Source organism: Methanocalculus pumilus, from assembly GCF_055382585.1.
On sequence record NZ_AP042393.1, the window covers coordinates 1,564,720 to 1,588,349 of the forward strand.

The 23,630-nt window shown below is 44.2% G+C and carries 15 protein-coding genes; 9 read left to right on the forward strand and 6 right to left on the reverse strand.

The features are described 5' to 3' along the window. Positions 1 to 21: 21 nt before the first annotated feature. The 4 genes from ACZ44I_RS08220 (at position 22) to ACZ44I_RS08235 (ending at position 11,685) form a co-directional block, all read left to right on the forward strand. On the forward strand, positions 22 to 3,543 hold the full coding sequence (locus tag ACZ44I_RS08220) for a protein kinase domain-containing protein (protein WP_464550922.1): 3,522 nt from the start codon (positions 22 to 24) through the stop codon (positions 3,541 to 3,543). 42 nt (positions 3,544 to 3,585) lie between these two features. Further along, positions 3,586 to 5,565 (forward strand): tetratricopeptide repeat protein, encoded by a 1,980-nt coding sequence (locus ACZ44I_RS08225; protein ID WP_464550920.1) that lies wholly within the window; start codon positions 3,586 to 3,588, stop codon positions 5,563 to 5,565. A 99-nt stretch (positions 5,566 to 5,664) separates the two neighbouring features. Next, complete coding sequence (locus tag ACZ44I_RS08230; protein WP_464550918.1) at positions 5,665 to 10,038, forward strand: AAA domain-containing protein; 4,374 nt, start codon at positions 5,665 to 5,667, stop codon at positions 10,036 to 10,038. 33 nt (positions 10,039 to 10,071) lie between these two features. Next, on the forward strand, positions 10,072 to 11,685 hold the full coding sequence (locus ACZ44I_RS08235) for a protein kinase domain-containing protein (RefSeq protein WP_464550916.1): 1,614 nt from the start codon (positions 10,072 to 10,074) through the stop codon (positions 11,683 to 11,685). Between the two features lie 31 nt (positions 11,686 to 11,716). Here the strand turns inward: ACZ44I_RS08235 and ACZ44I_RS08240 are convergent, their stop codons facing one another. The 4 genes from ACZ44I_RS08240 to ACZ44I_RS08255 all read right to left on the reverse strand — a co-directional run bounded on the left by ACZ44I_RS08240 (position 11,717) and on the right by ACZ44I_RS08255 (position 16,915). Continuing rightward, on the reverse strand, positions 11,717 to 12,253 hold the full coding sequence (locus tag ACZ44I_RS08240; protein WP_464550914.1) for an HAD family hydrolase: 537 nt from the start codon (positions 12,251 to 12,253) through the stop codon (positions 11,717 to 11,719). Next, positions 12,222 to 13,337 (reverse strand): DNA-processing protein DprA, encoded by a 1,116-nt coding sequence (locus tag ACZ44I_RS08245; RefSeq protein ID WP_464550912.1) that lies wholly within the window; start codon positions 13,335 to 13,337, stop codon positions 12,222 to 12,224. Before ACZ44I_RS08245 ends, ACZ44I_RS08240 begins: the two co-directional genes overlap by 32 nt. Before the next feature lie 96 nt (positions 13,338 to 13,433). Next, on the reverse strand, positions 13,434 to 16,376 hold the full coding sequence (locus ACZ44I_RS08250) for an AAA family ATPase (RefSeq protein WP_464550910.1): 2,943 nt from the start codon (positions 16,374 to 16,376) through the stop codon (positions 13,434 to 13,436). Between the two features lie 410 nt (positions 16,377 to 16,786). Continuing rightward, positions 16,787 to 16,915, reverse strand: coding sequence for a hypothetical protein (locus tag ACZ44I_RS08255; RefSeq protein ID WP_464550908.1), 129 nt, complete (start codon positions 16,913 to 16,915; stop codon positions 16,787 to 16,789). Between the two features lie 12 nt (positions 16,916 to 16,927). Here ACZ44I_RS08255 and ACZ44I_RS08260 point away from each other — a divergent pair, with 12 nt between their 5' ends. From ACZ44I_RS08260 to ACZ44I_RS08275, 4 genes are all read left to right on the forward strand, one after another. Continuing rightward, entirely contained in the window at positions 16,928 to 17,260 is a 333-nt protein-coding gene (locus tag ACZ44I_RS08260) for a hypothetical protein (RefSeq protein ID WP_464550906.1), read from the forward strand. Next, entirely contained in the window at positions 17,197 to 17,760 is a 564-nt protein-coding gene (locus ACZ44I_RS08265) for a transposase (protein ID WP_464550904.1), read from the forward strand. Before ACZ44I_RS08260 ends, ACZ44I_RS08265 begins: the two co-directional genes overlap by 64 nt. 313 nt (positions 17,761 to 18,073) lie before the next feature. Next, complete coding sequence (locus ACZ44I_RS08270; protein ID WP_464550902.1) at positions 18,074 to 18,319, forward strand: hypothetical protein; 246 nt, start codon at positions 18,074 to 18,076, stop codon at positions 18,317 to 18,319. 655 nt (positions 18,320 to 18,974) lie between these two features. Beyond that, positions 18,975 to 19,211, forward strand: coding sequence for a hypothetical protein (locus ACZ44I_RS08275; RefSeq protein ID WP_300329137.1), 237 nt, complete (start codon positions 18,975 to 18,977; stop codon positions 19,209 to 19,211). Positions 19,212 to 19,544: 333 nt separating this feature from the next. Here the strand turns inward: ACZ44I_RS08275 and ACZ44I_RS08280 are convergent, their stop codons facing one another. Continuing rightward, positions 19,545 to 19,898, reverse strand: a complete 354-nt coding sequence (locus ACZ44I_RS08280) for a hypothetical protein (RefSeq protein WP_464550900.1) — start codon at positions 19,896 to 19,898, stop codon at positions 19,545 to 19,547. A gap of 606 nt (positions 19,899 to 20,504) precedes the next feature. On the opposite strand from ACZ44I_RS08280, the gene ACZ44I_RS08285 reads away from it, so the two are divergent. Beyond that, a protein-coding gene (locus tag ACZ44I_RS08285; RefSeq protein WP_464547837.1) for an IS630 family transposase occupies positions 20,505 to 21,636 on the forward strand; the annotation gives its coding sequence in 2 pieces (ribosomal slippage) (positions 20,505 to 20,938 and positions 20,937 to 21,636; 1,134 coding nt in all). Positions 21,637 to 21,794: 158 nt separating this feature from the next. Here ACZ44I_RS08285 and ACZ44I_RS08290 read toward each other — a convergent pair. Beyond that, on the reverse strand, positions 21,795 to 23,507 hold the full coding sequence (locus ACZ44I_RS08290; protein ID WP_464550898.1) for a nuclease-related domain-containing DEAD/DEAH box helicase: 1,713 nt from the start codon (positions 23,505 to 23,507) through the stop codon (positions 21,795 to 21,797). Positions 23,508 to 23,630: the final 123 nt, after the last annotated feature.

Below are 23,630 nucleotides of genomic sequence, written 5' to 3' on the forward strand. Positions count from 1 at the left end.
GATTGAGGGAGTTGATGAAAAATGGGATTATTTGATTTTCTGAAGGGCGAGAAGAAGCCAGATAAGTGGGAAAATGCACCTCACACGGTTCTCAAAGCTACTGAGACTGGCACTACGAAAGAAGGGCAGGTAGCCGTAGTGAGGATACCCAACGAGAAAAGTGAATTCATAACATGGGGACGGGAAGGCTCAGGCAACGGGGAATTCAAGAACCCAAAAGGCATCGCGGTCGCCCCTGATGGAAGCATCTATGTCGCAGATACGTATAACCACCGTGTTCAGGTCTTCGCGCCTGATGGCAGCTTCATCACGAAGTGGGGAAGAGAGGGCTCAGGCGAGGGGGAGTTCAATTGGCCAAGAGGCATCGCGGTCGCCCCTGATGGAAGCATCTATGTCGCAGATAGGGATAACAACCGTGTTCAGGTCTTCGCGCCTGATGGCAGCTTCATCACGAAGTGGGGAAGAGAGGGCGAAGGCAACGGGGAGTTCAAGTGGCCAGTAGACATCGCGGTCGCCCCTGATGGTAAAATCTATGTTACAGATTCGTATAACCACCGTGTTCAGGTCTTCACGCCCGAGGGCAGATTCATTCGAAAGTGGGGAAGCTTTGGCGAAGGCGACGGGGAGTTCAGTGAGCCAGGAGGCATCGCGGTCGCCCCTGATGGTAACATCTATATGCCAGATGAAATTAATAACCGTGTTCAGGTCTTCACGCCCGAGGGCAGATTCATTCGAATGTGGGGAAAAGAGGGCACAGGCGAGGGGGAGTTCAATCGGCCAAGAGGCATCGCGGTCACGCCTGATAGACTCATTTATGTCGCAGATTCGTTGAACAGCCGTGTTCAGGTATTCACGCCTGAGGGTAGCTTCATTCGAATGTGGGGAAAAGAGAGCGAAGGCATGAGGAAGTTTTGTTATCCATTTGGCATCGCGGTCACCCCTAATGGCCTCATTTATACCACAGATTATCTTTTATACCACCGTGTTCAGGTGATAGCGGAGGATGAAACAGTTCGGAACCAAATAGCGAACGTTCCCAAAGCTACTGAGGCCGGTAGTACGAAAGACACGGAGACCGCTTTAGCGGTGGGATCCAACCAGAATAGAGAATTCATAACGTGGGGAATAAAGAGCTCACGCAACGAGGAGTTGTCTACTCCACAGGGCATCGCGGTCGCCCCTGATGGTAACATCTATGTCGGAGATCCTCGGAATAACCGAGTTCAGGCCTTCACGCCCGAGGGCAGATTCATTCGAGAGTTAAAAAGTAAGCAGCAATATGAGAATTATTTTAAGCCTGCAGGCATCGCGGTCGCCCCTAATGATCTCATCTATGTCGCGGATAGAGGTCACGACCGTGTTCAGGAAATCACGCCTGAGGGCAGATTCATTCGAGATTGGGGAAAGGACGTTGGGAATTACGGCATTTCACCATCAGGCATCGCGGTCGCCCCTGATGGACGCATCTATGTCACAGATTATGTTTATGACTGTGTTCAGGTCTTCACGCCCGAGGGCAGATTCATCGAGATGTGGGGAAAAGAGGGCACAGGCGAGGGGGAGTTCAATCGGCCAAGAGGCATCGCGGTCGCCCCTAATGGAAATATCTATGTTACAGATACAAATAACCACCGTGTTCAGGTATTCTTGAAGGACGGTAGATTCAACAGGACATTTGGGAGCTTGGGCACAGGCGAGGGGGAGTTCAGATTGCCACATGGCATCGCGGTCGCCCCTGATGGCCTCATTTATGTCACAGACACATTTAACCACCGTGTTCAGGTATTCACGACCGGGGGCAGCTTCATCGGGATGTGGGGAAGAGAGGGGTCAGGAGACGGGGAGTTTTCTTTTCCACTTGGCATCGCGGTCACGCCTGATAGACTCATTTATGTCGCAGATAGTAATAACCACCGTGTTCAGGTGATAGTGGGTGATAAGGCAGTTCAGAGGTGGAAGAGGCAAACACAGGAAAAGATTGCCAGACTTGAGAGGGAAGGATTGGCATACATTGATGAAGGGCGAACCGAGGAGGCAATTGTTTGTTACAACAAGGCATTGAATCTTGATCAGAACAATTATTACAGTATGTCTAAATACGATGGGCTGTGGAAGTTATCTCCCGAGATATCAATTGAGCTCTCGAATACCTCACTTACTTCGAATAAATGGGAGCAGGTCGATCTCATCCTAAGGAACACCGGCAGGGTTATTGGGGAGGATATCTCGGTGAGCTTCTCAGATGTTGCTGATATACGGAGAACTGAAACCACCTACACCTTACAGCCCGGGGAATCGGTCACCGATACCATAACCATCAGATCAGATGCCACTGGGCGGGCTCCGCTTGATGTTACGATGAAAGGCGGTTATTTTGGAGAACGTACTTTTGAAGCAACTTCCACCATCTGGCTTGATATCTCCGAACCAGGCACCACTTCAGCTCCCAGCATGGCCGGAACAGGTCCTGCCGCCTCTCCACCCGATTCGTCCAGCCTATTTGCCAGGTACCAGTCCCATGATCTCATCGGCGAGGGCGGGTTTGGCCGTGTGTACCGGGCGAGCCGGGGTGGCAAGGTATATGCAGTGAAGGTACCAAAGACCCCTGATTCAGCCACCGGAAAGACCTTCATCAGTGAGATCCAGAACTGGACACGCCTGAGTCATCCGAATATCGTGAGGGTCTTTGACTACAATATCCTCCCGACTCCCTATTTCGAGATGGAATACTGCGAAGCGTCCCTTGATAGCCTGCCAAAGCCGATGAGCCCGGATCAGGCGGCATGGCTCATCTACGGCGTTTGTAGTGGCTTAAACTATGCCCATGACCAGAAGATCATCCACCGCGATCTCAAACCCCAGAATATCCTTATCAGGGAGGGCATCCCGAAGATCACGGATTGGGGGCTCTCAAAAGTGCTGAGTGAGTCAAAATCCACCACCTCCACCTCGTTCACCCCCTACTATGCCGCCCCCGAACAGATGGGATCGCAGCCCAAAGATGAGCGGACTGACATCTGGCAGCTGGGTGCCATCCTCTACGAGCTTGTGACGGGAACTGTACCGTTTACCGGCGAGAGCATGATGGAGGTGATGATGGGTATCATGTCACGTGATCCGGTGAAGCCAACGGATCTCAACCCCGATGCAAAAGAGCTTGAACCAGTGATTCTCCGATGCCTGGAGAAGGATCCCGCGAAACGGTTCGGGTCGGTAACTGAACTCCAGCGGGTGCTTGCTTTCTACCTGAAGGTGACCTATACCGAGGCCCTGAAGGTGAGCCAGGGATCAGATGACCGGAAATCCACATACCTCTGCGGGGAACTGTTGATCATCCACCTCGATTCCGGAGAGCTGCCAAAGGCACTTCTGTATGGGAAGGATCTGATCCGGTACCTCTCAGGAGAGAACCGATCTGCACTGGAGAGCCTTGTTGAGCAGATGTCTTTCTGTGTCGATGAGGGGTTAAGTGATCTGCCGGAAGAGCTGATGCGGAAAGTCGAGTGGATTGTGCATGGGTCGAGGTTAGAGGGGATGGGGTGAGACAAGCTTGATTACACTATTTTATCTATCGGAGCTATCGGGATGCGTTTCTTCACAAGTTCGGATAATGATTCAATAGGAAATCAATGGAGCACACTCCAGGATCCACCGGTCTGGGTGATGGAGGCTGCTAAGAGGTGGTACCATCATCAGAATGTCCCATCATATGATGGCATTCTCCATTTTGTCGGGAAGAAGTATCTGTATCTTGGTTTCTTCTTTTTGATACAACCAGATCGTATTCAATGGAGTTTCTACTGGAGATTAAAAGGTAAAAAGCCGGATGCACTCTTAAAAAAGCTGAAGAGCGGCCCAGGCCGGTATAAGGAAGCATTACTTTGTGTAAATGAAGTGCTGAAAACAAACCCGGAAAATCCAACCGCATTGCAGAACAAAGCCCTCGCCTTCAAAAAGCTTGAACGATATGAAGAGGCACTTGGCTGCTATGACAGACTGATTCAGATCTCCCCGGATGACAGCAGATTTTTGATTGAAATGGGTCTGATACTTATCAAGCTGGGCAGAAATCATGATGCCATTCAGTTCTTTGACAGGTCACTCGCTCTGGATTCAAACAATTTCTTCGCATGGAATAACAAAGGGTGGTGTCTGAAAACCCTTGGCAGGTATGATGAAGCACTCACCTGCTATGACAGAGCCCTTGAGATTGATCCAAACAATGCCACTACCTTGAAGAACAAGGGAAGTACACTTCACAAGCTGGAGAGGGATGAAGAAGCGATAAATTGTTACAAACGGGCAGTTGCACTCAGCCCCCGGCACCTCTCTGCATGGCAGAATTTGGCAATAGCACTTGCTGGCATAAACAGGTTTGAAGAAGCAATTGATAGCCTTGATCAGGCATTACATATTGATCCGAACAATAAGGCAATCAGAAGTTTGTACAATGAATTGGGCTCGCAATGGACTGGAGTTGGACACCCATCCTGGGTAGTTCGTGCAGCTCACAAATGGTATCATGAACAGTCAAATCCCCCATATTCTGGAATCAGGCACTTCATCGGTGACAACTATCTCTATCTTGGATTTTTTGAGAGGCTGTCGGGTGGAGAGGTGCAATGGCACTTTTATCGGAAGCTGAAGGGAAGACAACCGGAGAAACTTCTCAGCAAGATTTCCAAAGCTGAGGGCAGGTATGAAGAAGCTCTCGCATTCCTCAATACCATGCTCCAGACCAATCCTGATGACCAAACCACACTTCATAACAAAGCAATCGCCCTGAAGAGCCTTGGAAGATTTCAGGAGGTGCTGGGCTGTTATGACAGAGTCATCAGGAACGACCCGAAAGATACCCTTTTGTGGAATAATAAAGGCTTTGTTCTCCTCAAACTCGGACGATATGAGGATGCGATAGAAGCACTCGACAAGTCTCTCGAACTCGATCCAGCGAATGCCTTGGCATGGAACAATAAGGGGACAGCTTTCCGCACCCTGGGGAGATATGAAGATTCAATCGAATTTTTTAACCGGGCTCTCAGCATCGATCCACAGTATCTTAATGCATGCAACAACATGGGTGTGGCGATTAAAGACCTGGGACGGCATACCGAAGCCATCGGCTGGTTTGATCGTGCCATTGCTCTCAATCCCCATTTTGCATGGGCATGGTTCAACAAAGGTCTTGCACAGAATGAGCTGGGTAAGGGAGCCGAGGCGCTTGCATCCCTGAACAGGGCACGTGAGCTTTTTCCGCATCCAACAATCAACGTACAGCAGGAGGTACTGAGAGAGCAGCTGAAAGCCAGTGTCTCCTCAGGAAACGATTCAAATGTGACCTATTACTGTGGTGAGCTGGTGTTGACAGCTCTTCACATGGGAGATCTGAAATCGGCGTATAAGTATCTTGGAGATCTCCTGGTGTATGCAAAAGGCGATATGAAAGATGAGGTGCAGTCGCTGGCGGATACCATGCAGTTCATAATGGAGAACCAGATGGATGTTTCAGAGGACATCCTGATGAAGGCGGATCTGCTGGTGCATAAGATGCGGGGAAGGGGTTGAATGTAGAGTCTTGACAGAGCTGGCCCCGATCGTACTCATTGTATCATTCCCCAATCAGGTTTTAAACTCAGATTTATTCATTTCAAAGGTTGTGTATCTATGGAAGATGTGACAGGAAAAACTCCTCATATGGACTGGCTGAACATTCTGCGCTATCACCGTGAGGTGATCGAAAAGGGATCGGACGACTTCTTTTCTATCCTGGCAGAGGGAATTGAACGCTATACCCGACTCCTGCACTTTTATCCGGAGACATTCGAAGGCCCCTGGAGCATCACTGCAGATGAAATGATAATGGCATTTCTAGAAGAGCAGTTTTCAAATGGCGAAAACCCCCAACTTATCCTTGGCTGCCTCTACTGGGAGAGTTCGAAAAAAGGCAAGCGATATTTAAATCCATTACTCTATATGGATGTTTCAATTGAACAGGGGATTGAAGATTCGATCATCTTAAAACCAGAATCTCTATATTGGAATTTCTCTCCATCCCTTGAATCAGCAATACGAAATAAACAGATTAAACTTCAGGAAAACCTGCACGAAAAGCTTCCTGAACTGCTTAAAAAAGCGGCGGAGGGTTACAATCCTGCTACGAAAGATCTTGCAGCTGTTTTCAAGAACGCCCTCTTGAATGAACTACCAATATTCAAAGAGATCCTAGCCAAGGATTTATTGGGCTGGATACTCTTCACCCCTCCAAAATCCTATGTATTTACCAGACATATCCTCAATGATTATAAAGAGATCGAGCGACAGATCAAAGACAAACCTGAAGAAATAGGCGGTTTAAGGCTTCTTGAGTTACTTCAGAGCTCGAATAACCACGATTCAGTTGACATTTTGCCTGTTGTTCCATTGAATCCAGAGCAGAAACATGCTGTAGCCAATATACTCTCAGATAACCCAATTACTGTAGTGAGCGGACCCCCGGGATGCGGGAAAAGCCAGGTTGTAGTTTCACTTCTTATTAATTGCTGGGCTGAAGGAAAGACGGCATTATTTGCAAGTTATGTCAACAATGCCGTCTCCGTCATTCATGATCGTATTACAGCAATAGAGGAAGAAGCGAAACGATCAATTCTTCCGGTCACTATCAAAGCAGGAAAGGAAAATAACATCTGTCCTGGAATTCGAAAAGTCAAGGATTCAATAATTCAATATAGACCGATTAAACCTGAAGCATTTCAAAATTTACAAATACGAAAGCGTGAGTTAGAGACCAAGAAAGAAGAGTTTCAAAAGTGTATTAATACAGGTGTTCCTCAGCAGATAGACGAGTCATTGCATTCTGCGTTTGATGCATATGCAATCGCCATGGAACATAATGAGATGCTTAATGAACAATACAGAGAATATACAGCGATATTAGAACAATTTGGATACCCGATAAAACCTGAGGAGTTTGGAGATCGGATCTTGAGCATTGAAGCATGGCTCCAAAAACGATTCCGCTATGCAACCGAGATCAAAGAGAATATAAAAATAATCAACGAGTATCAGGAAAAGGCTGATATTATTGCCGAGGATATCGACAATATTCTTGAGTCATTTAATCTCAAATATAACTCCCGTCAATGGCATCTACTTCTACAAGATACCGGCTCACTGGATAAATTGATAGATTGGTATGAGGAGTATAAATCCACAATTCTTCAGGAAGATTTGCAAAAGGCGGTGCGCTCAAATGGAGTGAAAAATGATCATCGGGTCTGGTCAGGAACCCAAGATGTGGAAGAGTGGTTGGGGAATGCTCAGATACTAATCGACAAGATAGTATCAATGCTCCATCGCGAAAAAGAAACCATTGAAAAAATTAAGCTCATTCAACATGAATATGATCATTGGACAAATATTGTAACTCAAACTGGTTTTTCTAAAGATTTCGAGTTTGATTCCACGATTCTCATCTCATGGAAGACATTATACAAAGAATATGTCACAATTCCAAGGGGAATGCTCCCAAATCCCTTCACAAGAAGGGCCAATATCGAAAGGAATCTTAGAGATCTTGAAAAGACGATCATACCCATCCTTCCTCAACTCCTAAAACAAGCTATTGGTATAGTTAACGTAGAATCAGAGAAGAAAATCTCAGATCTATCCCGAAGTGCATTGTCCCCCCATCTGGATGAACTTCTCTCGTGGTTTGAAGCAAAAGATCGTCGTCGTATGAATGCTCAGGAAGACGCAAGAGTTCGCTCGGCCTTCGAGGATTTAATGCAAGATTTTGATTCATTGAAACTATTCTATCCACCTGTCTCGATGCTTGATATTGATGGGTGGCAAAATACAGTTAACCAGCTTTCAGATAAAATCAGGATAGCAGGAGATGCTCGTGAAGCATTTATTGCGAATGAATCAATCCAGAACCTAAAAAAAATCCTGATAAAATTTGGAGCGATTGCTGCGAACAGTCCGGTAAAAAGTGCTTGGAGCTCAAATGCCGGAAAAAAATTTTCGGATTCGATAAAAAGACTAATGGCTCATCCGGATCCCGACTCCCTTGAAGGAGCCAGTGATATCGTCATGGCAAATGATTTTGATTTGTTTGTATTCGAATGGAAGCAGCTTATCGGACATATACAACAGTATATTGATACACTAAATGTGAAAAAGAAGATTCCATCCGAAGAGGAAATCAGCCATAGGTGGTGGGCAGAAGATCCAACTAGTGGAATCAATTATCCAGATAAGAGGACAATTCCGACAGATGTGGGAGATTATGAAAAACATCTTGAGAAATGCAGAGATATTCAGCATTCATGGAATAAACATACACAGAAGAGCATTCCTGAGAAAGAACGAATAATTCAAGAAAACCTACTCTGGGCCAGAACAGAGATAGAGAATGCCTGTCGAAAGATACCGGATGAGACTGCACGACTAGAGATCGAGGAGGATATTCTGCCGTTTATTCAGCAACATGATGATCAATGGCCACTCCAGCAAATACGTTCAGAATTTGAGCAATTCAGATCATCAGAGTTGAATATGCAGATTGCCCGCATGGACCAGAAACTTCAGATTCTGTCATTTGAGATTGCCAGTAACCAAAGGGTTGAGAGATTAAGAACTATGAATATGTCAGAAGGGGATACAGTTTGTGATTCGCAAAATAACTGCAAAGAACCTAATAAAGGATCCTCTAAAACCTCATACCCACTCGGAACAAGATTGACTGACCTGCTTGACTTTTATGAGAAGGCACAACGTAACAGTTACACCTTACCTCAGGAGAATACCGATCTCTTCTCAGGATGCCTTGCTGCAATTCCTATCTGGGTAACAACTTCTCTCTCTACACAATCCATTCCACGAAAAGCCGAAATTTTTGATCTTGTGGTAATAGACGAAGCCTGTCAGTGTGATGTGTCATCCGTGCTACCCATGATCTATCGTGCCCGGAGTCTTGCAGTTATTGGAGATCCGCATCAGTTGGATGCTATAAATATGATCAGCTCCCCCGAACTGGATCGAAAAATTGCCAAAGATCATGGTATAGAGGGTGTCCCAGATTCATTCAGGCATATAAATAATAATCTCTATAAGCTTGCCGAGCGGTCGCTCCCTCATAATAGCCAGGTAATCGATCTGCTGGAGCATTACCGATCCCATCCCCAGATTGTCGGTTTTATCAACATGCATGTATATAATAAAAAACTCATAATCAAGAAAGAGATTGATTGTACCGAACAGGATCTTGCCGAGGAAGGAATATTTGGAGTAGATGTAAAGGGAGCATGTGAACGGATCTCAAACAGCTGGCGGAATGCAAGAGAGGCAGATGAAGTTGTACGGGTTGCAAGGGAACTAATTCAGGATAAGGGATATAATGGATCGCAAATTGGGGTGGTAACGCCATTCAGCCCACAGAAAACACTCATTGAAAGAAAAATTAATTCTGAACTGAACAACCTAGGAATTACTGTAGGCACAGCCAATACATTTCAGGGCAATGAACGCGACATTATGATCTTCAGTCCGGTTCTATCTCAGGGTATATGGGATGTCTCGATCAATTTCGTGCAAAATCCTGTTAATCGGATCAATGTGGCTCTGTCCAGAGCGAAAAATGCATTATATGTCGTCGCAGATTTTGATTTCTGTAAGAATACGAGCGGTATACTCTCCGAACTCATTCATTATATTGAAACCATAAAGGCATTGAGAGTAACAGCAAAAGAGCAGGGATATGAGCAATTATATCTCTACACCCTGATGCTTATTGAAGGATGGAAACCGGCTGTTGACATAAAGATAGGAGGGATAACTGTCGATTTGGCTCTTCAGGAGTCCGGAGCTAAAATTGCTATTTTTATCACCACCAGAACCATCTCCGAGAGCGAAAAAGCACGTAGGATAGAAGCAGTAAAGAGTAAGGGGTTTGAATTGATGGATATACCTGCAAGGAAGATCTCAGAAACGCCAAAAGAAGTAATAGTTACTATTCAGGATAGGATCGAACAGGTATAGAGGCCATATTAAGCAATAACATATACGATTGATATGTCAGATGACAATCCAGAAAACACGATATCAAGCAATGAAGCTGAAGAATGGTTCATTAAGGGCTATAATACGGTGAACGTCCATGATAAAATTATTAGCTATAGAAAAGCGATTGAATTGGCTTCAGACAATCCAGGACTATGGGAGATCCTTGGGCACACCTATCTTGAGTCTGAGAACTATGAAGAGGCATTAAGGTCCCTATTCGAGGTCTCGGGAGAACGAGCCTCCCATCCCGACTACTTATGTCTTCTCGGGGACGTCTATTCACACCTCAACAAAATCGATGAGGCTTCCAGATGTTATGAGAAGGCACGGGAAATGGATAGCCTCAATAAGAGGGCCTGGACAAAAACCGGAAACCTCCTTGATGAAACCGGCAACTTCATTGAGGCGCGTGATTGTTTTCAGCGTGCCAGGAAACTACCTGAAGATCCGGGAAATTATCTGGATAGCCTGTATGTGCAGATTATCAAATGGTTTGACACGAGACAGGATGAATCCCTTGATTTAAAAATATTACAGGTAAAGAAGGATATAAAAAACCAGATATCTCCCCTTCCTGAATCAGTGCAAAATAGATACGAAAATTTCGAATACATTAGTAAAGGCGGCTTCGGAGAGATATACAAGGCAACCCGTGCTGATGGCAACAATGTTGCTATTAAAATTCCAACAGCATTTGACTCTCAGGCAGCAAAAGCATTCATTCTTGAATTGAATAACTGGAATAAACTCTCCCATCCAAATATCGTCCGGCTTCTTCATTACGAAATTAAACCTCATCCATTTTTTGAGATGGAGTTGTGTGACAGCTCATTAGCAGATATGAAGATGCCGATTGAAGTGAGAGAAGCTGCATGGATAATCTTTCATATATGTGAAGGGCTGAAATACGCCCATGCTCAAAAAATCATCCACCGGGATCTTAAGCCCCATAATATCCTGATAAAAAATGGGATGCCAAAGATCAGCGACTGGGGTCTATCAAGAGTCCTGAGTGAATCAAGGACAGTTACCAACATCTCATTCAGCACTCCATATGCTGCACCTGAACAGATAGACAACAGATCCAAAGATGAACGCACTGACATCTGGCAGGTTGGAGTTGTATTCTACGAACTTGTTACAGGAAAACGTCCATTTGAAGGTGATTCACAGACCGGAATTATGGCCGCAATAACAGCAGCAGAACCCAAACCTCCAGGCAGGCTGGTACAGCTCCCATCTGAAGTTGAGTCGATTATTCTCAAATGTCTGGAGAAAAAGCCTGAAAATCGATATCAATCCGTTCTTGACCTCCAGAAAGTAATAGCCAGCCACCTCAAATTCAACTATACAGAAGAACTGAGAAACAGTATCTCAATAGGGAACAACCGCCAGGCAGCTTACCTATGCGGCGAACTGGTTCTGGTTCACCTCAGAATTGGCGAAGGGCATGAGGCATTCAAGTATCTTAAAGACCTTTTATTTTATACAAAGGATGACTTCAATGACGATATCCAGTCACTCATTGACTACCTGCAGTTCATGATCGAAGACGGTATTGAAATATCTGATGATATCATAATTAAGATAAATGACGTTATCCATAAGGTAAGAGTGGTTTGAATAGCTATTAATCAAGTTCATTTGCTCTATTTTAACAGAACATATTACGAAGCTCAATCACATTTTCACATATATAATCAGGATTTGATTTCTTGAGCAGATCTGGGTTTTCACAACCCCAAAGTGCAGCTATGGAACAGAGACCTGCATTATTAGCTGAAATAATGTCCTTTGGATCATCACCAATAGCGACGGCATTAATTATTGGAGTATTTAGGAATTTTAATATTTTTAGATAAGGTTCGGGATACGGTTTGTGTCGAATAGTATCGTGATAACAGATAGTGGCATCAAAATTCCAATTAAAATGAGATAATATACGATCGCAGTACGTTCTCGGTGTTGATGTAACCAAACCTACTTTGTATTCGTTTTGTTGTAGGTCATGAAGAAGATCATTTATACCATTGTATGGGAGTAATGTGTGAATAAGAGGATAAATATCCTTCCATTTCCGACTATTCCGTAAAAATTCTATAGATTTGGTATCAACAAGAGTTTGATCTAAATCAAAGATGATTGCGGAAATATCTCGATCAGAAATCAAATAGTTTCTTGTTGTTTCCATTTTTATCTTTCTGCCTTTGCTTGATAGTGTTTTTTTGAGAGTTATTTACTTCCTTTTGCATAAAATGATACAAATTTACTTTATTTAAGAAACTATGAATTGATTCGTTATTTTCACAATCAATTATATGGGCCCCATAATTACTAGTTTCATCAATAATTTTTTGATTTCCTTTTGTTTGAGGGTAGTTTAGGAAATCCTTTGGATGGCGAATACAAGCTAATATTCTCTTCTGTTTTATGCAAAAACTTACAGTATGCATTGAACCTCCAACTACATCAGTTTCAATTACAACAACAGCTTTACTTAATCCACTTTGTAGACGATCTCTTTCTACTAAGGTTCTTTTACTTATTTTATCTTTTGGAGGGTATTCACTTACGAGACATCCACCTTTAAGAATTATATCTTCAGCTAATTTTTTATTTTCAGAGGGATATATATTAACACCTAACCCATGTGCAAGTATTGCCACTGTTTTTCCATCTCTACGAATACACCCTTCATGAGCCTTTGTATCACATCCAAGAGCTAGACCACTTGTTACAATATAATGTTTAGTTGCAAGTAGTTCTCCCATTCTATGGGCCTGCTTCGCACCATATTCTGTTGGTTGCCTTGTTCCAATGATAGCAATCGAATTATCATTATTAAGGCATTCATAATTTCCTTTTGTATAGATTATTATTGGAGGATCTGCTATTTCGAGTAATCTCTTTGGATAATTAGTATGATAATAAGGAAATATATCAATATCATTATTCTTTGAATATTCAATTATAATTTGTGCATCGGAGTATGCTTTATTTAAATCATCTTCATTAGGAGGCTTATAATTTTTATTAATTTTTTTTAAGTCAACCTCATAATCCTTCAATAACCCATTTAATGCACCAATATTCATATTATATTTATAATAATTATTAAGATCATAATTGTTTTTTTTCTCACCTAGAATTTTTAATATACTCCAAATTGTTTTCCTTCCAATTGAGCGTATATTCTGAAGCGTTATAATGTATACCAAATCAATTTGAGGAAGGCATTCGTTAGATAAAGAATTCATAATAGTTACTCCTTTCATTAAATATTTCCACATACCATTAATTATTAAACAATAAAATTTATATTATGTAAATATTATAAACCGCTGACATTCATTATAACAACCACAATATAATTAAGTCCTTGCAGTTTTTCCTATTGCTAGGCACTCAACTCGATTTGCTCCTTCAAGAAGCAACTTAGTTTTACACACCTTAAGGGAATTCCCACTTGTTGTCACATCATCTAATAGAAGAATATCTTTTCCTCGGATAATATCTGTGCGGCTAACAGATATTGTTTTTTCATGGATTAACTCATTACGAGAACCTCCATGAGCCAATTTTTGAATGGTCTCAGTTCTAACTAAACAGTCTGTTGCATCTACTCTTCTTTTTTCAGCAAGAATTTTTGCTACATTTCGAATGCCACTATCATTATCATTTGCTTTTGATGAAGGTACAACGGCTATAGCAATACCATAATTTAAATGCGGATGAAGTGAATTAGCCAAATCATTTACTTCATTAGATTTGTTATTTTTAATATTCAAAATATAATGTTCAAAATCACCGAATTTAGGATTTGGAATGTAATTTCGCCTATCAAGCCAAATTGGATTATAAATTCCGATATAATAAATTCCTCTTTCATCTAGGTGAAATTTACTGTCATCTTGAAAAATACAATGGGGAGGTTCAATATCCATTTCTCTTAGGGCCTCTGCAACTAGACTTTCTTTTATAAATTCACAATCCTGGATAGCAGCATAGTCCCTGACGCGTCTTAGGAGGCGGTTGGCAATTCTAGGTATTCCCCGACTCCATTTCGCAATTTCAATACAAGCTTCCTCGGTGATGGATATGTTTAGAATAGATGATGACCTCATTAGAATACAAAAAAGCTCATCGATATCGTAGAGATTTAACCGGCAGATCAATCCGAATCGATCAAGGAATGTGGGTTCAAGAAGTTCAGCTCGCGGAGCTGTCCCTAAAAGTCTGAACTGTTTGATAGAATGCATATAATTCTTCCCTTCCGCTCCAGCACCGACAATCTCATTAGTCTTAGTATTCTCCAATGCCTCAAAAAGGATCTTTTTGACAGGTGGACTTAACAGATGAATATCATCAATTAACAAAAAGTCTCCTGCCGACAGACTAGTAAGTTGTGAGATAAGTTTATTTGTATTACCCAAGTCTTTAGCGGAAGTGAACCTTATTGTGACACCCATCTCTCTTGAGATAATTTGACAAAGAGTGCGTTTTCCAAGACCGGGGCAACCTAATAAAAGGATATGATAAATTTCTTTCTTCTTTTCGGCATCAAGAAATTTTTTGATGTTATCTATTATTTGTTGTTGACCGATGAAGTCATCAAAATTAATAGGTGGAATTAATGGATCTTCTATTTCACCGATTATAATATTTGGAGAAAAAATGGATTCATTTAAATCATTATTATCTTTCATGTTTATTTGAGCATGGGCAACACTTTTATTTTCATCTATATTTGTTTGAATACCATTTTCAATTGAAGATGGAGATAAATTATTTGATTGAACCGCATGGTGTTTTTCATCAAGAGATTGACCCCACTCAACAATCCCGTCAGTATCCAGCTTGACTATCCAGGCATCAGCACCGCCGTGTGATGACTGGACGTCTCCATCAGACGATCTAGTAAATCCACACGCGATAAAACCGCCATCAGAGGTCTGCTGAATACATTTTGCAGAGTCATAACTTGAACCGCCAAGACAACGTTGCCATGTGATCTTCCCATAAGCATCCAGTTTCACGATCCAGGCATCATTACCTCCATGATTCCCGCTGACATCACCATCATTCGAACTTGTCCTACCGGCGACAATATAACCTCCATCTGATGTTTGCTGGATACTATATGCTTCATCAACACCTGATCCCCCGAGACACCGTTGCCATTCGATATCCCCTTGGGCATTCAGTTTGACCACCCAGGCATCGAAATGACCATGATTCCCGCTGACATCACCGTCATTGGAGTTGGTCCTGCCCGCGAAGATATACCCCCCATCTGCTGTCTGTCGTATGCAATAGGCTATCTCTTCTGCCGAACCACCAAGACAACGCTGCCATTCGATCACTCCTTGAGCATTCAGTTTGACCACCCAGGCATCGAAACTACCATGGTTCCCGCTGACATCACCATCATTTGAGTTCGTACGTCCGGCAGCTATATACCCCCCGTCTGAGGTTGGAGATATGAAAAAGACATGATCATCTTTTGAGCCGCCGAGAATACGGTGCCATTCGATCTCTCCGTGAGAATCGATTTTGGCCACCAATCCATCAAAACCACCACGATTCTCAGCGATATCGCCATCAGATGAGGCAGTCTCTCCTGCTATGACAAAACCACCATCTTGAGTATTCTGGACACAACAGGCAATATCCACCTTCGAACCACCGATACAACGCTGCCATTCAATGGCACCATCTGAACTTAGTTTAACAACCCAGGCATCGAATAAACCATGATTACCTGCAACATCTCTATCATTTGAACGTGTTTTACCAGCGACGATATAGCCTCCATCAGGTGTCTGTTGAATGTAATGAGCCTCATCTACTGAAAAGCCACCAAGACAACGCTCCCAGACAATTCGTCCGACAGAATCCAGTTTCATGACCCAGGCATCCCGTCCACCATGATTTCCACTCACATCGCCATCATTTGATTCAGTCCAACCCGCAACGACATATCCTCCATCCAGAGTTTGTTGGATACAATATGCACGATCATCCTTTGACCCCCCAAAGCATTTTTGCCAATACTGAGGGATCTGAACAACATTCTGTTCTGGCTCAATAGAATTCTGAGGGGGAAGCGATTCTATTCGGTTCGGATCAGAATCGGTTAAATTGTTCTTTTTATCTGAATGATAGGGTATTCCAGAAATTTGACATATTCTCTTCAGGCGTTCGTGATTGGAGACAGATTGTTCGGATTTGCTGAGATTATTAGATTTTTCCTGGGGTTTCGTATTCTTATGAGTGTCAACATTTGTATTAGTAGAGTTATTATGATCAATCATTCTCCAATCCTCTTTATTTTCTTTCTATGCCGGTTTTTCTCCTGTGGTTGTATTCTAGACCAGTTTAATATAATAGCTTCGATTTGATGCCAGGACTTTTGAGCCCATCAAACCACCGATCTGACTTAGAAAAACTCCCAATTTTTCCGGCATTCTGCGCGCCTTTGAGAGATTCCATCAATTTATCTGTTATATCCCTCATTTTTCCAAGTCTTCCCAACTTTTTTGCGCCCCTAAGAGGGCAATTCGGTCAGGTATATATACTCAGCGTACGACTGGCTCATAGACTCCAGCATTGAATTCTCGGAAAACGCAGGTCAAATTAAAGAGATTGAACAGGGAACCCCTATCTCGGAATTACTTAGTTCATCGTATCTGCACACAATTGCACAGACCATTGAACGAGAATACTACCCACAGGAAGCACCAGATTCCGGTATCCGGTTCATCTCCTGCTGAAACTCCTTATCATCAAGTGTTTCAGGAAACAATCCTATGCCCGGACAATTCTTCTCCTGACAGACGAGGATTGTTTTCATCTTGGGGCAGAGTTGGGCGAAGATGGGTACATCATACCCAATTCAGCAACACTCCACTACTTCGTGAAATACCGTCTCGGAGTCAAGGGGATGAAACGGCTCATGCACCTTGTCGGCGAGGCAATCCTTCTCTGGGCACAGAATGAGATGGTAGGTATCATTGATTCAACTCCGATTGAAGCTTCCCGGTACGACAAATATGCTCCGTTTCATCCGCACTACTCGGTGAAGATGGATAAAGCGCATATCTTCCATCTGGGACCATACCATACCCTCTTGCAATGGTCTACTCGTATGGAACCGATGCTGATCCATCTCATCTTCTGCCTCATCTTAAAAGAGTGAAGACATTGAATCCACGGCTCAATAATGTGCTGCTTGATGCAGGATATGACTCATTTGAGGCACATGCCCAGGTCTGGTATCATCTGAATGCCCGACCCTGCATCGATATCCGTGAAGGAGCAGTTCTCCAGAATGAAGGAAATGTTAAGAGAATCAGACACTGGGTTAACAAGCTCTGGAGAGCAGGGGGAGATATCCACGCTCCCCTGGCTCAACAGTTGAGATTCCTCTTCCAGAACGGAAGAGTGGAACAGGTCGGAATGCATTTCCGAAACAAGAATCTTCTCGACCCAGAATTCTCAGCAATCATGCGAAGCCGTGGTGAGTGTGAACGGGTACATGCCCGGATGAAGGCATCAGTTACCTTTCACCTCAGGAGGATTCAGCATGAAAGCCGGGAACTCTATATAATCCTCAACTTTGTTGTTTATCAAATGCTCCTCCTGACGGGGTTGCGTGCCGGGGTGAAGAACCCGACACACCTGAGTACGTTATTCTGAGGACTGATTCCTGCAGTCACAAGAGGCAAACCCCTTGGTGAGAGGGGAATAAAGAGAGCGATAGCTTTGTCTTTTCAATGGGTTTTTGGGTAATCTGGCAGTGGAACCGTATCGCTGTTCAAGACGAGGGCAGTGATGTTGAGCAGTTGGGTGATATATTCAGCGCTCATTATGGAGATCTGGCTGAACAAACGACTCAAAATTTCTGCCCATCAAATGAAAAGAAGTGTTGTTTTGATGGGCTCCGGAAAGGATGGGCTGACCCGTAACAAAATGTTTAAGTTGTGACGTAGAATTCTGTTATAGGTTTATCATGAATTCGAGGATGTTATCAATTGGAATTGCCATTTTAGTAATTGGAACAGGGTTGTATATGATTGCATTAACCCAACTTCCAGAATATGAAACTCTATTTGGTTCTTTGGCGAGAGCGCTTGATAGTGATGTAAAACAAAAATATGAACTTCTCAAATTATTCCAGGTTATTGGTCCAATGGCTGGAGTGGCAGGCTTTATTATTTCTATTGCAGGTTTGGTTTCTTCACCAAAGGACAACTAAACTCTTTTTAAAAAGTCAACTCCGACTTGAAGCCACCATGGCCATTCATTTATCACTCCTGAATACCCCTTGTTGATGATTATTTTCCCTTCCTCTGGTTCATCGTATGTAGGTTCAGATTGAAGGGACATTGAGGATTTGGTTTGAAGAAATAGAGAATTGTAGAGAAGAACCAAATTTTAGCATATAAAAACTAGATCATAACCATGACACTCTTTGATTTTCTCAGGAAAAGCGATTTCAAAAAAAGGGTAGAGCTCTCAACCATCGAGCATGATACCGAAGCACTCGATTTATTTGACCTGGCAATCGCCCGCCATCCGAGTCATTTCAATACCTGTAAGAATCGCGGTGCGGAACTGAGCAGGCCTGACAAGTACACAAGTCTATCGATGTTTATGAGAAGGCTCATGCCTCTACAAGAATCTACAATCCCTATCCCTCTGATAAAGAGATTCGAAGGGGGGGGGGGGTAAAGATCCAAAAGACAGCAACAGCATCCTCTAACCTTCAATACTTACGTTATATCAAGCTTCGATTTGCTGCTTAGATACCATGGATGATCATCACCACAATGTCGATTATGAGGATAACGATGATTCGTTCAAAACGTTTTTAGCTTCAGGAAAGAGAAGAAAGAACTGAGCAGGATATCATGAAGAGCTTTATTGACAAAGTCATGCATCGGAACCAGAAGAAGAGAAGATCATTCTCGCTAAAGATTGAGATGCAAAATGCAGCAGCATTGACAGATGAAGTTATTTCTGAAGCAATGACTGAACTTGCACAGATGATCAGACGCGGTGAAGTCAACCTTGATACCGAAGGTAAAGTGAGATACATCCTCGGGGACGTCGTTTTAGAGGGCCGGATGGATATTGTTACGGAATGAGACGATCCGATATCACGTGTGAGATGGGGAGCAGATCAGATCCGTGTGTATTGGAGGGCCGGACAGAGAATTATGCAGCGGCTGCTGCACAGATTTTGGATCTTCAGGCAACCACCCCTGCCACTCTCTGGCATAATCCCCATCATTCACCCTAAAAGTGTACCTCCACCTCCCCCATTGGGATCAAAACCCTCAATCATCTTCCAGATCTTCCACATTATCCTCCTTATCCCCCTCATCCTTCTTCCTCATCAGGTACGAATTAATCACCATATCCCCCGGCACCGGTCCGCCTGAGAAGATTCCAACCTCGACAAGCTCCCGCTCGATCCGCTAATATTCCTCGCGGCTCTTCTGCTGCTGCCGCTCATAGTCGCCAGGGATCTTTTCATTAAAGAAGATCATGGTGCTTAACTCGGGCAGCCGGACGTGCCTGCCATCCTCATAGATCCTGCCACGGGCATCCCCGCCGATCCGGTGATGGGCATAGTATTCCATGAACCCGGATCCCTCTTCGGTATCATCTGTTCCAGAAGCATCAATTCCAAAGGCGAACATGATCCTGCCGCTCCCATAGGGGAGGGAGCCGGGAGTGCCGTCACGGAGGTTCTTATCAGGTATCTTCAGGTCATGGCGGCCAAAGAGCTCTATGAACTTTTTCTGGATGGTTGATCGGTCAGGAGGCATAGGGGTCACCGGTTGTCACCACAATGGTGTGTCAAAGCCTCTTGCATGGGCAGCACCAATAACCTTTGCCAGTGGGATACCATATATCGGTTCTTCCTCATGCACCCTGATTTGTACCACTCCCCTCCGATTGAAGAGAGAGGGAGGGAGGGAGGTGAGCACTTTTCAACCGCCACTTCTGTGCATTTTTAAACCGCCATAGGCACCGCCACTGTAACCATTAACAATTCTGCGACCAGGATCCAGAATCCATACAGAGTGCAGAAGGAAAAAAAAAAACCTTAGGGGGGGTGGGCAGGTATGAAGGATATGACGAGTATGAAAGATCATACGGAATTGGTTTTGATGATGAAATGTTTTGAGGGTGTACACTCTTCCCATTACCTTTGAATACTCCCCTTCAATAATCGATATGTACCATTCTCAGGAGATGAATATAAGGGCTATGCATGCACCCTGTGAGTGTTTTTAGCGTTTTTGCGACTTTTCTTTATGTGTATGAAAGATCATACTCGTCATACAAATCATACCCTTGATCAGTACTAGTGTCATGTCAATTATTAAGTGTCGTAACTTTATTATATCATAAGCGTACTATAATAACTTATGAGAAAATATGTTGTGACTCTCACCCAGGAAGAACGTGACACCCTTGAAACCCTCGCCTCCAAAGGTAAACATTCATCACAAGCAGTTCTGAATGCCCTTATTCTCCTTGGATGTGATGAGGGTGAGCACCAGACACAGCGTTCAACCAATGAAGAATTATCTCGTGTTTTGAATATCAGTATGAGAAAAGTCGACCGTGTCAAAAGCAGATTTGTTCTGGAAGGTCTTGATGAGGCACTGACAAAGAAAAAACCAGATAGGATCTATGTCAAAAAGACCGACGGTGATTTCGAAGCTCGATTAATTGCTTTGAGTTGCAGTGAACCGCCAGAGGGCTATTCCAGGTGGTCACTTCGATTGCTGGCAGATAAAATGGTTGAACTTGAGTACGTTAACACAATATCTCATGAAGCCGTTCGTCAGGTTTTAAAAAAACGAACTCAAACCGTGGCGAAATCAGGCGTGGGTAATACCTCCTAACCAGAACGGTAATTTCGTTGCTCAGATGGAACGGGTTCTGGATGTGTATAAGCGACCCTTTGATTCACAACATCCAGTTGTTTGCATGGATGAATCCCCAAAACAACTCATTTCTGAAACTCGACAAACCATATCCTGTACACCGGGATATCCCGCCAGACATGATTATGAGTATCGCCGTTGTGGCACATGTAATATTTTCATCGCATGTGAACCTCTTGCCGGGAAACGATTGGTAAAAATAACCAATCGAAGAACCAAGCAGGATTGGGCTGAATTTCTGCAGGATATTGCTGCCCAATATGAAGGGGCGAATAGAATTACCTTGGTTATGGATAACCTGAATACACATGGGCCTGGATCACTCTATGAGACCTATCCTCCGGGAATAGCTAAAGCTCTCTGGGATCGGTTTGAGTTTGTCTATACGCCAAAACATGGAAGTTGGCTAAATATGGCAGAAATAGAGCTGAGCGTTCTCACCAGCCAGTGCCTTGATCGAAGGATAGACAGTATTGAGGTTGTCCAGAGAGAGGTTAAAGCATGGGAAGAATCCCGAAATAACAAAGATAGTCGGATAAATTGGCAGTTCACGACTGAGGATGCACGAGTGAAGTTATCTCGCCTTTACCCGACTTTTGAAGATTGACATGACACTAGAGCTTTTTTTTGGAGTGAGTGGATGGAGTGAAAAAGTGAGATCGATCTGGGGGTTTAAAGATTAGGCAATTGTAGTTTTCAGGTGGGATTGGGGAGTTTTATTCCGACGAAAGTGGGGAGTTTTATTCCGACGTTGACATACTCTATTCACCCTTCCTCTAACTCCCCCGCCTTCCCCCGGATCTTCTCCATCATCACCCTGCTCCCCACAACCGCAAGCAGCTGCCGTGCCCGGGAGAATGCCACGTACAGCATCTCGTCACTGTTGATCAGTGCATCGTCAAGCACAACTATGGCGACCGGGCTCTCCAGCCCCTTGAACCGTTTGACGGAGTCAAATATGATCGAGTCGGAGTTATCATTCAGATACCGCTCATTACAGAACTGGTACCGCTGCCCGCCGATCTCCCTGCCGGTGCTGTACTTCTCCCTGTCATCACGGGTTGAGATGAGGACCGCGATATCAGATGGCGGAATCTGTTCTTTCTCAACAAGGGTATGGATGTATTCTTCAAGATTTTTCCGTGCAAGTGCTGGGGTTCCGGCCTCGATCCACTCAACCTCAAGGCCTTCCGGCCCGATGGCCGTTGTATCCTGCCCCTTGTAGAAGAGCCGGGCGATCTCGTGGATGCGTTGCGTGTTCCTCAGGTTCAGAGAGAGGGTGAAGGGGATCTCATACAACTCTTCGAGGTATTTCCCCTGATTGTGATAGACATCCTGGTTGTTGTCATAGAAGAGCCGGATCTTCTGTTTACCATCCGGATCCAGTGCGGACTCAAGTGACTTGAGGAGAAGGGGAGGGAAGTCCTGCCCTTCATCGATAATGATGGTATCAAAGCGTCTCTCCGGAATCTTTTCAAGTGCTTCGAGCAGGTGAGCCGGGTACTTCTCCAGGAAGAGCTCGCTGTCGATCTTCTCCATATCCACCTCAACTGAAGCCTCCCTGAAGATTTTATCGCATATTTTGTGGTAGTTCCCGGTCATGAGGAGATCCTGTGATCCCATCATCTTCTTCATGTACTCGGAGAGCGGCCGGTTGTAGCAGGTGAGAAGAACCCGCTCCCCAGCCTGTATACATCGTTGTGCCTCCTCCATTGCCAGGATCGTCTTCCCGGTACCGGCAGACCCGGATATCGCAACTCGCTTGAAATTGGCAAAACCCGCCAGGATCTGGTACTGGAGCGGAGTCAGAGTCTGGATACGCTCCTCATCATCCTTTATGACCCGGTGAAGAGGCACATTCAGCTGGAAGGGATGGGCGAGGATATCCTCAAGGATTGCCATCCCCTCCCTGCCAAGCGGCTTGGCCCGGTAGTCGCTCGCCATCTCGCCTTCCAGCAGGTTAAGAATCCAGAACCGGAGATCAGATTCGAACTCGTCCATGCAGCAGAGGATATTCCGGGGCATATCAGCCCCAAGAACACCTTCGATTGCCGGGATATCAGGCAGGATAACCCCGTGGCTTATACCAATACGCCGGAACCCCCACTTTGGGTGTGCCTGGCATTTCTTCAGAATCTGGTGTTTTGAATCAAGCGCCTGTCTCACCGGGTTCTTGATATCCCAGGTGTTTCCGTGCCGGTCGGTACTGGTCCAGGAATCAGATGCAGGATCATAGGCAATGCCGCCACCCTTCACCTCGATTGTAAGAAAACCATAGTCAGGGTGGGCAACAACAAAATCGCATTCTCCATCGATCGGCTTCCCGTTCTTCAATGTCCCAAGCCATGGACGTGAGTAAAAGACGGTGAAGGGGTCTTCGAGCACCTCTGAGAGCTTATTGTACACTTTCTGTTCTGCTCTCCTGCCGGGATCGGCGAGGATATCCGGAGTTAGTTTGCGGGGCCACAGTATTGCCATTTGGATCAGATCCTTGTGTAAATGAGAGGATTATCTGGATATCTCCATTCTGTTCCTCATCATGCATCAAGTATTACCTCCTGGGATCTTCCCTGAGATTATCGATCTCATGAGGAGTGTGAG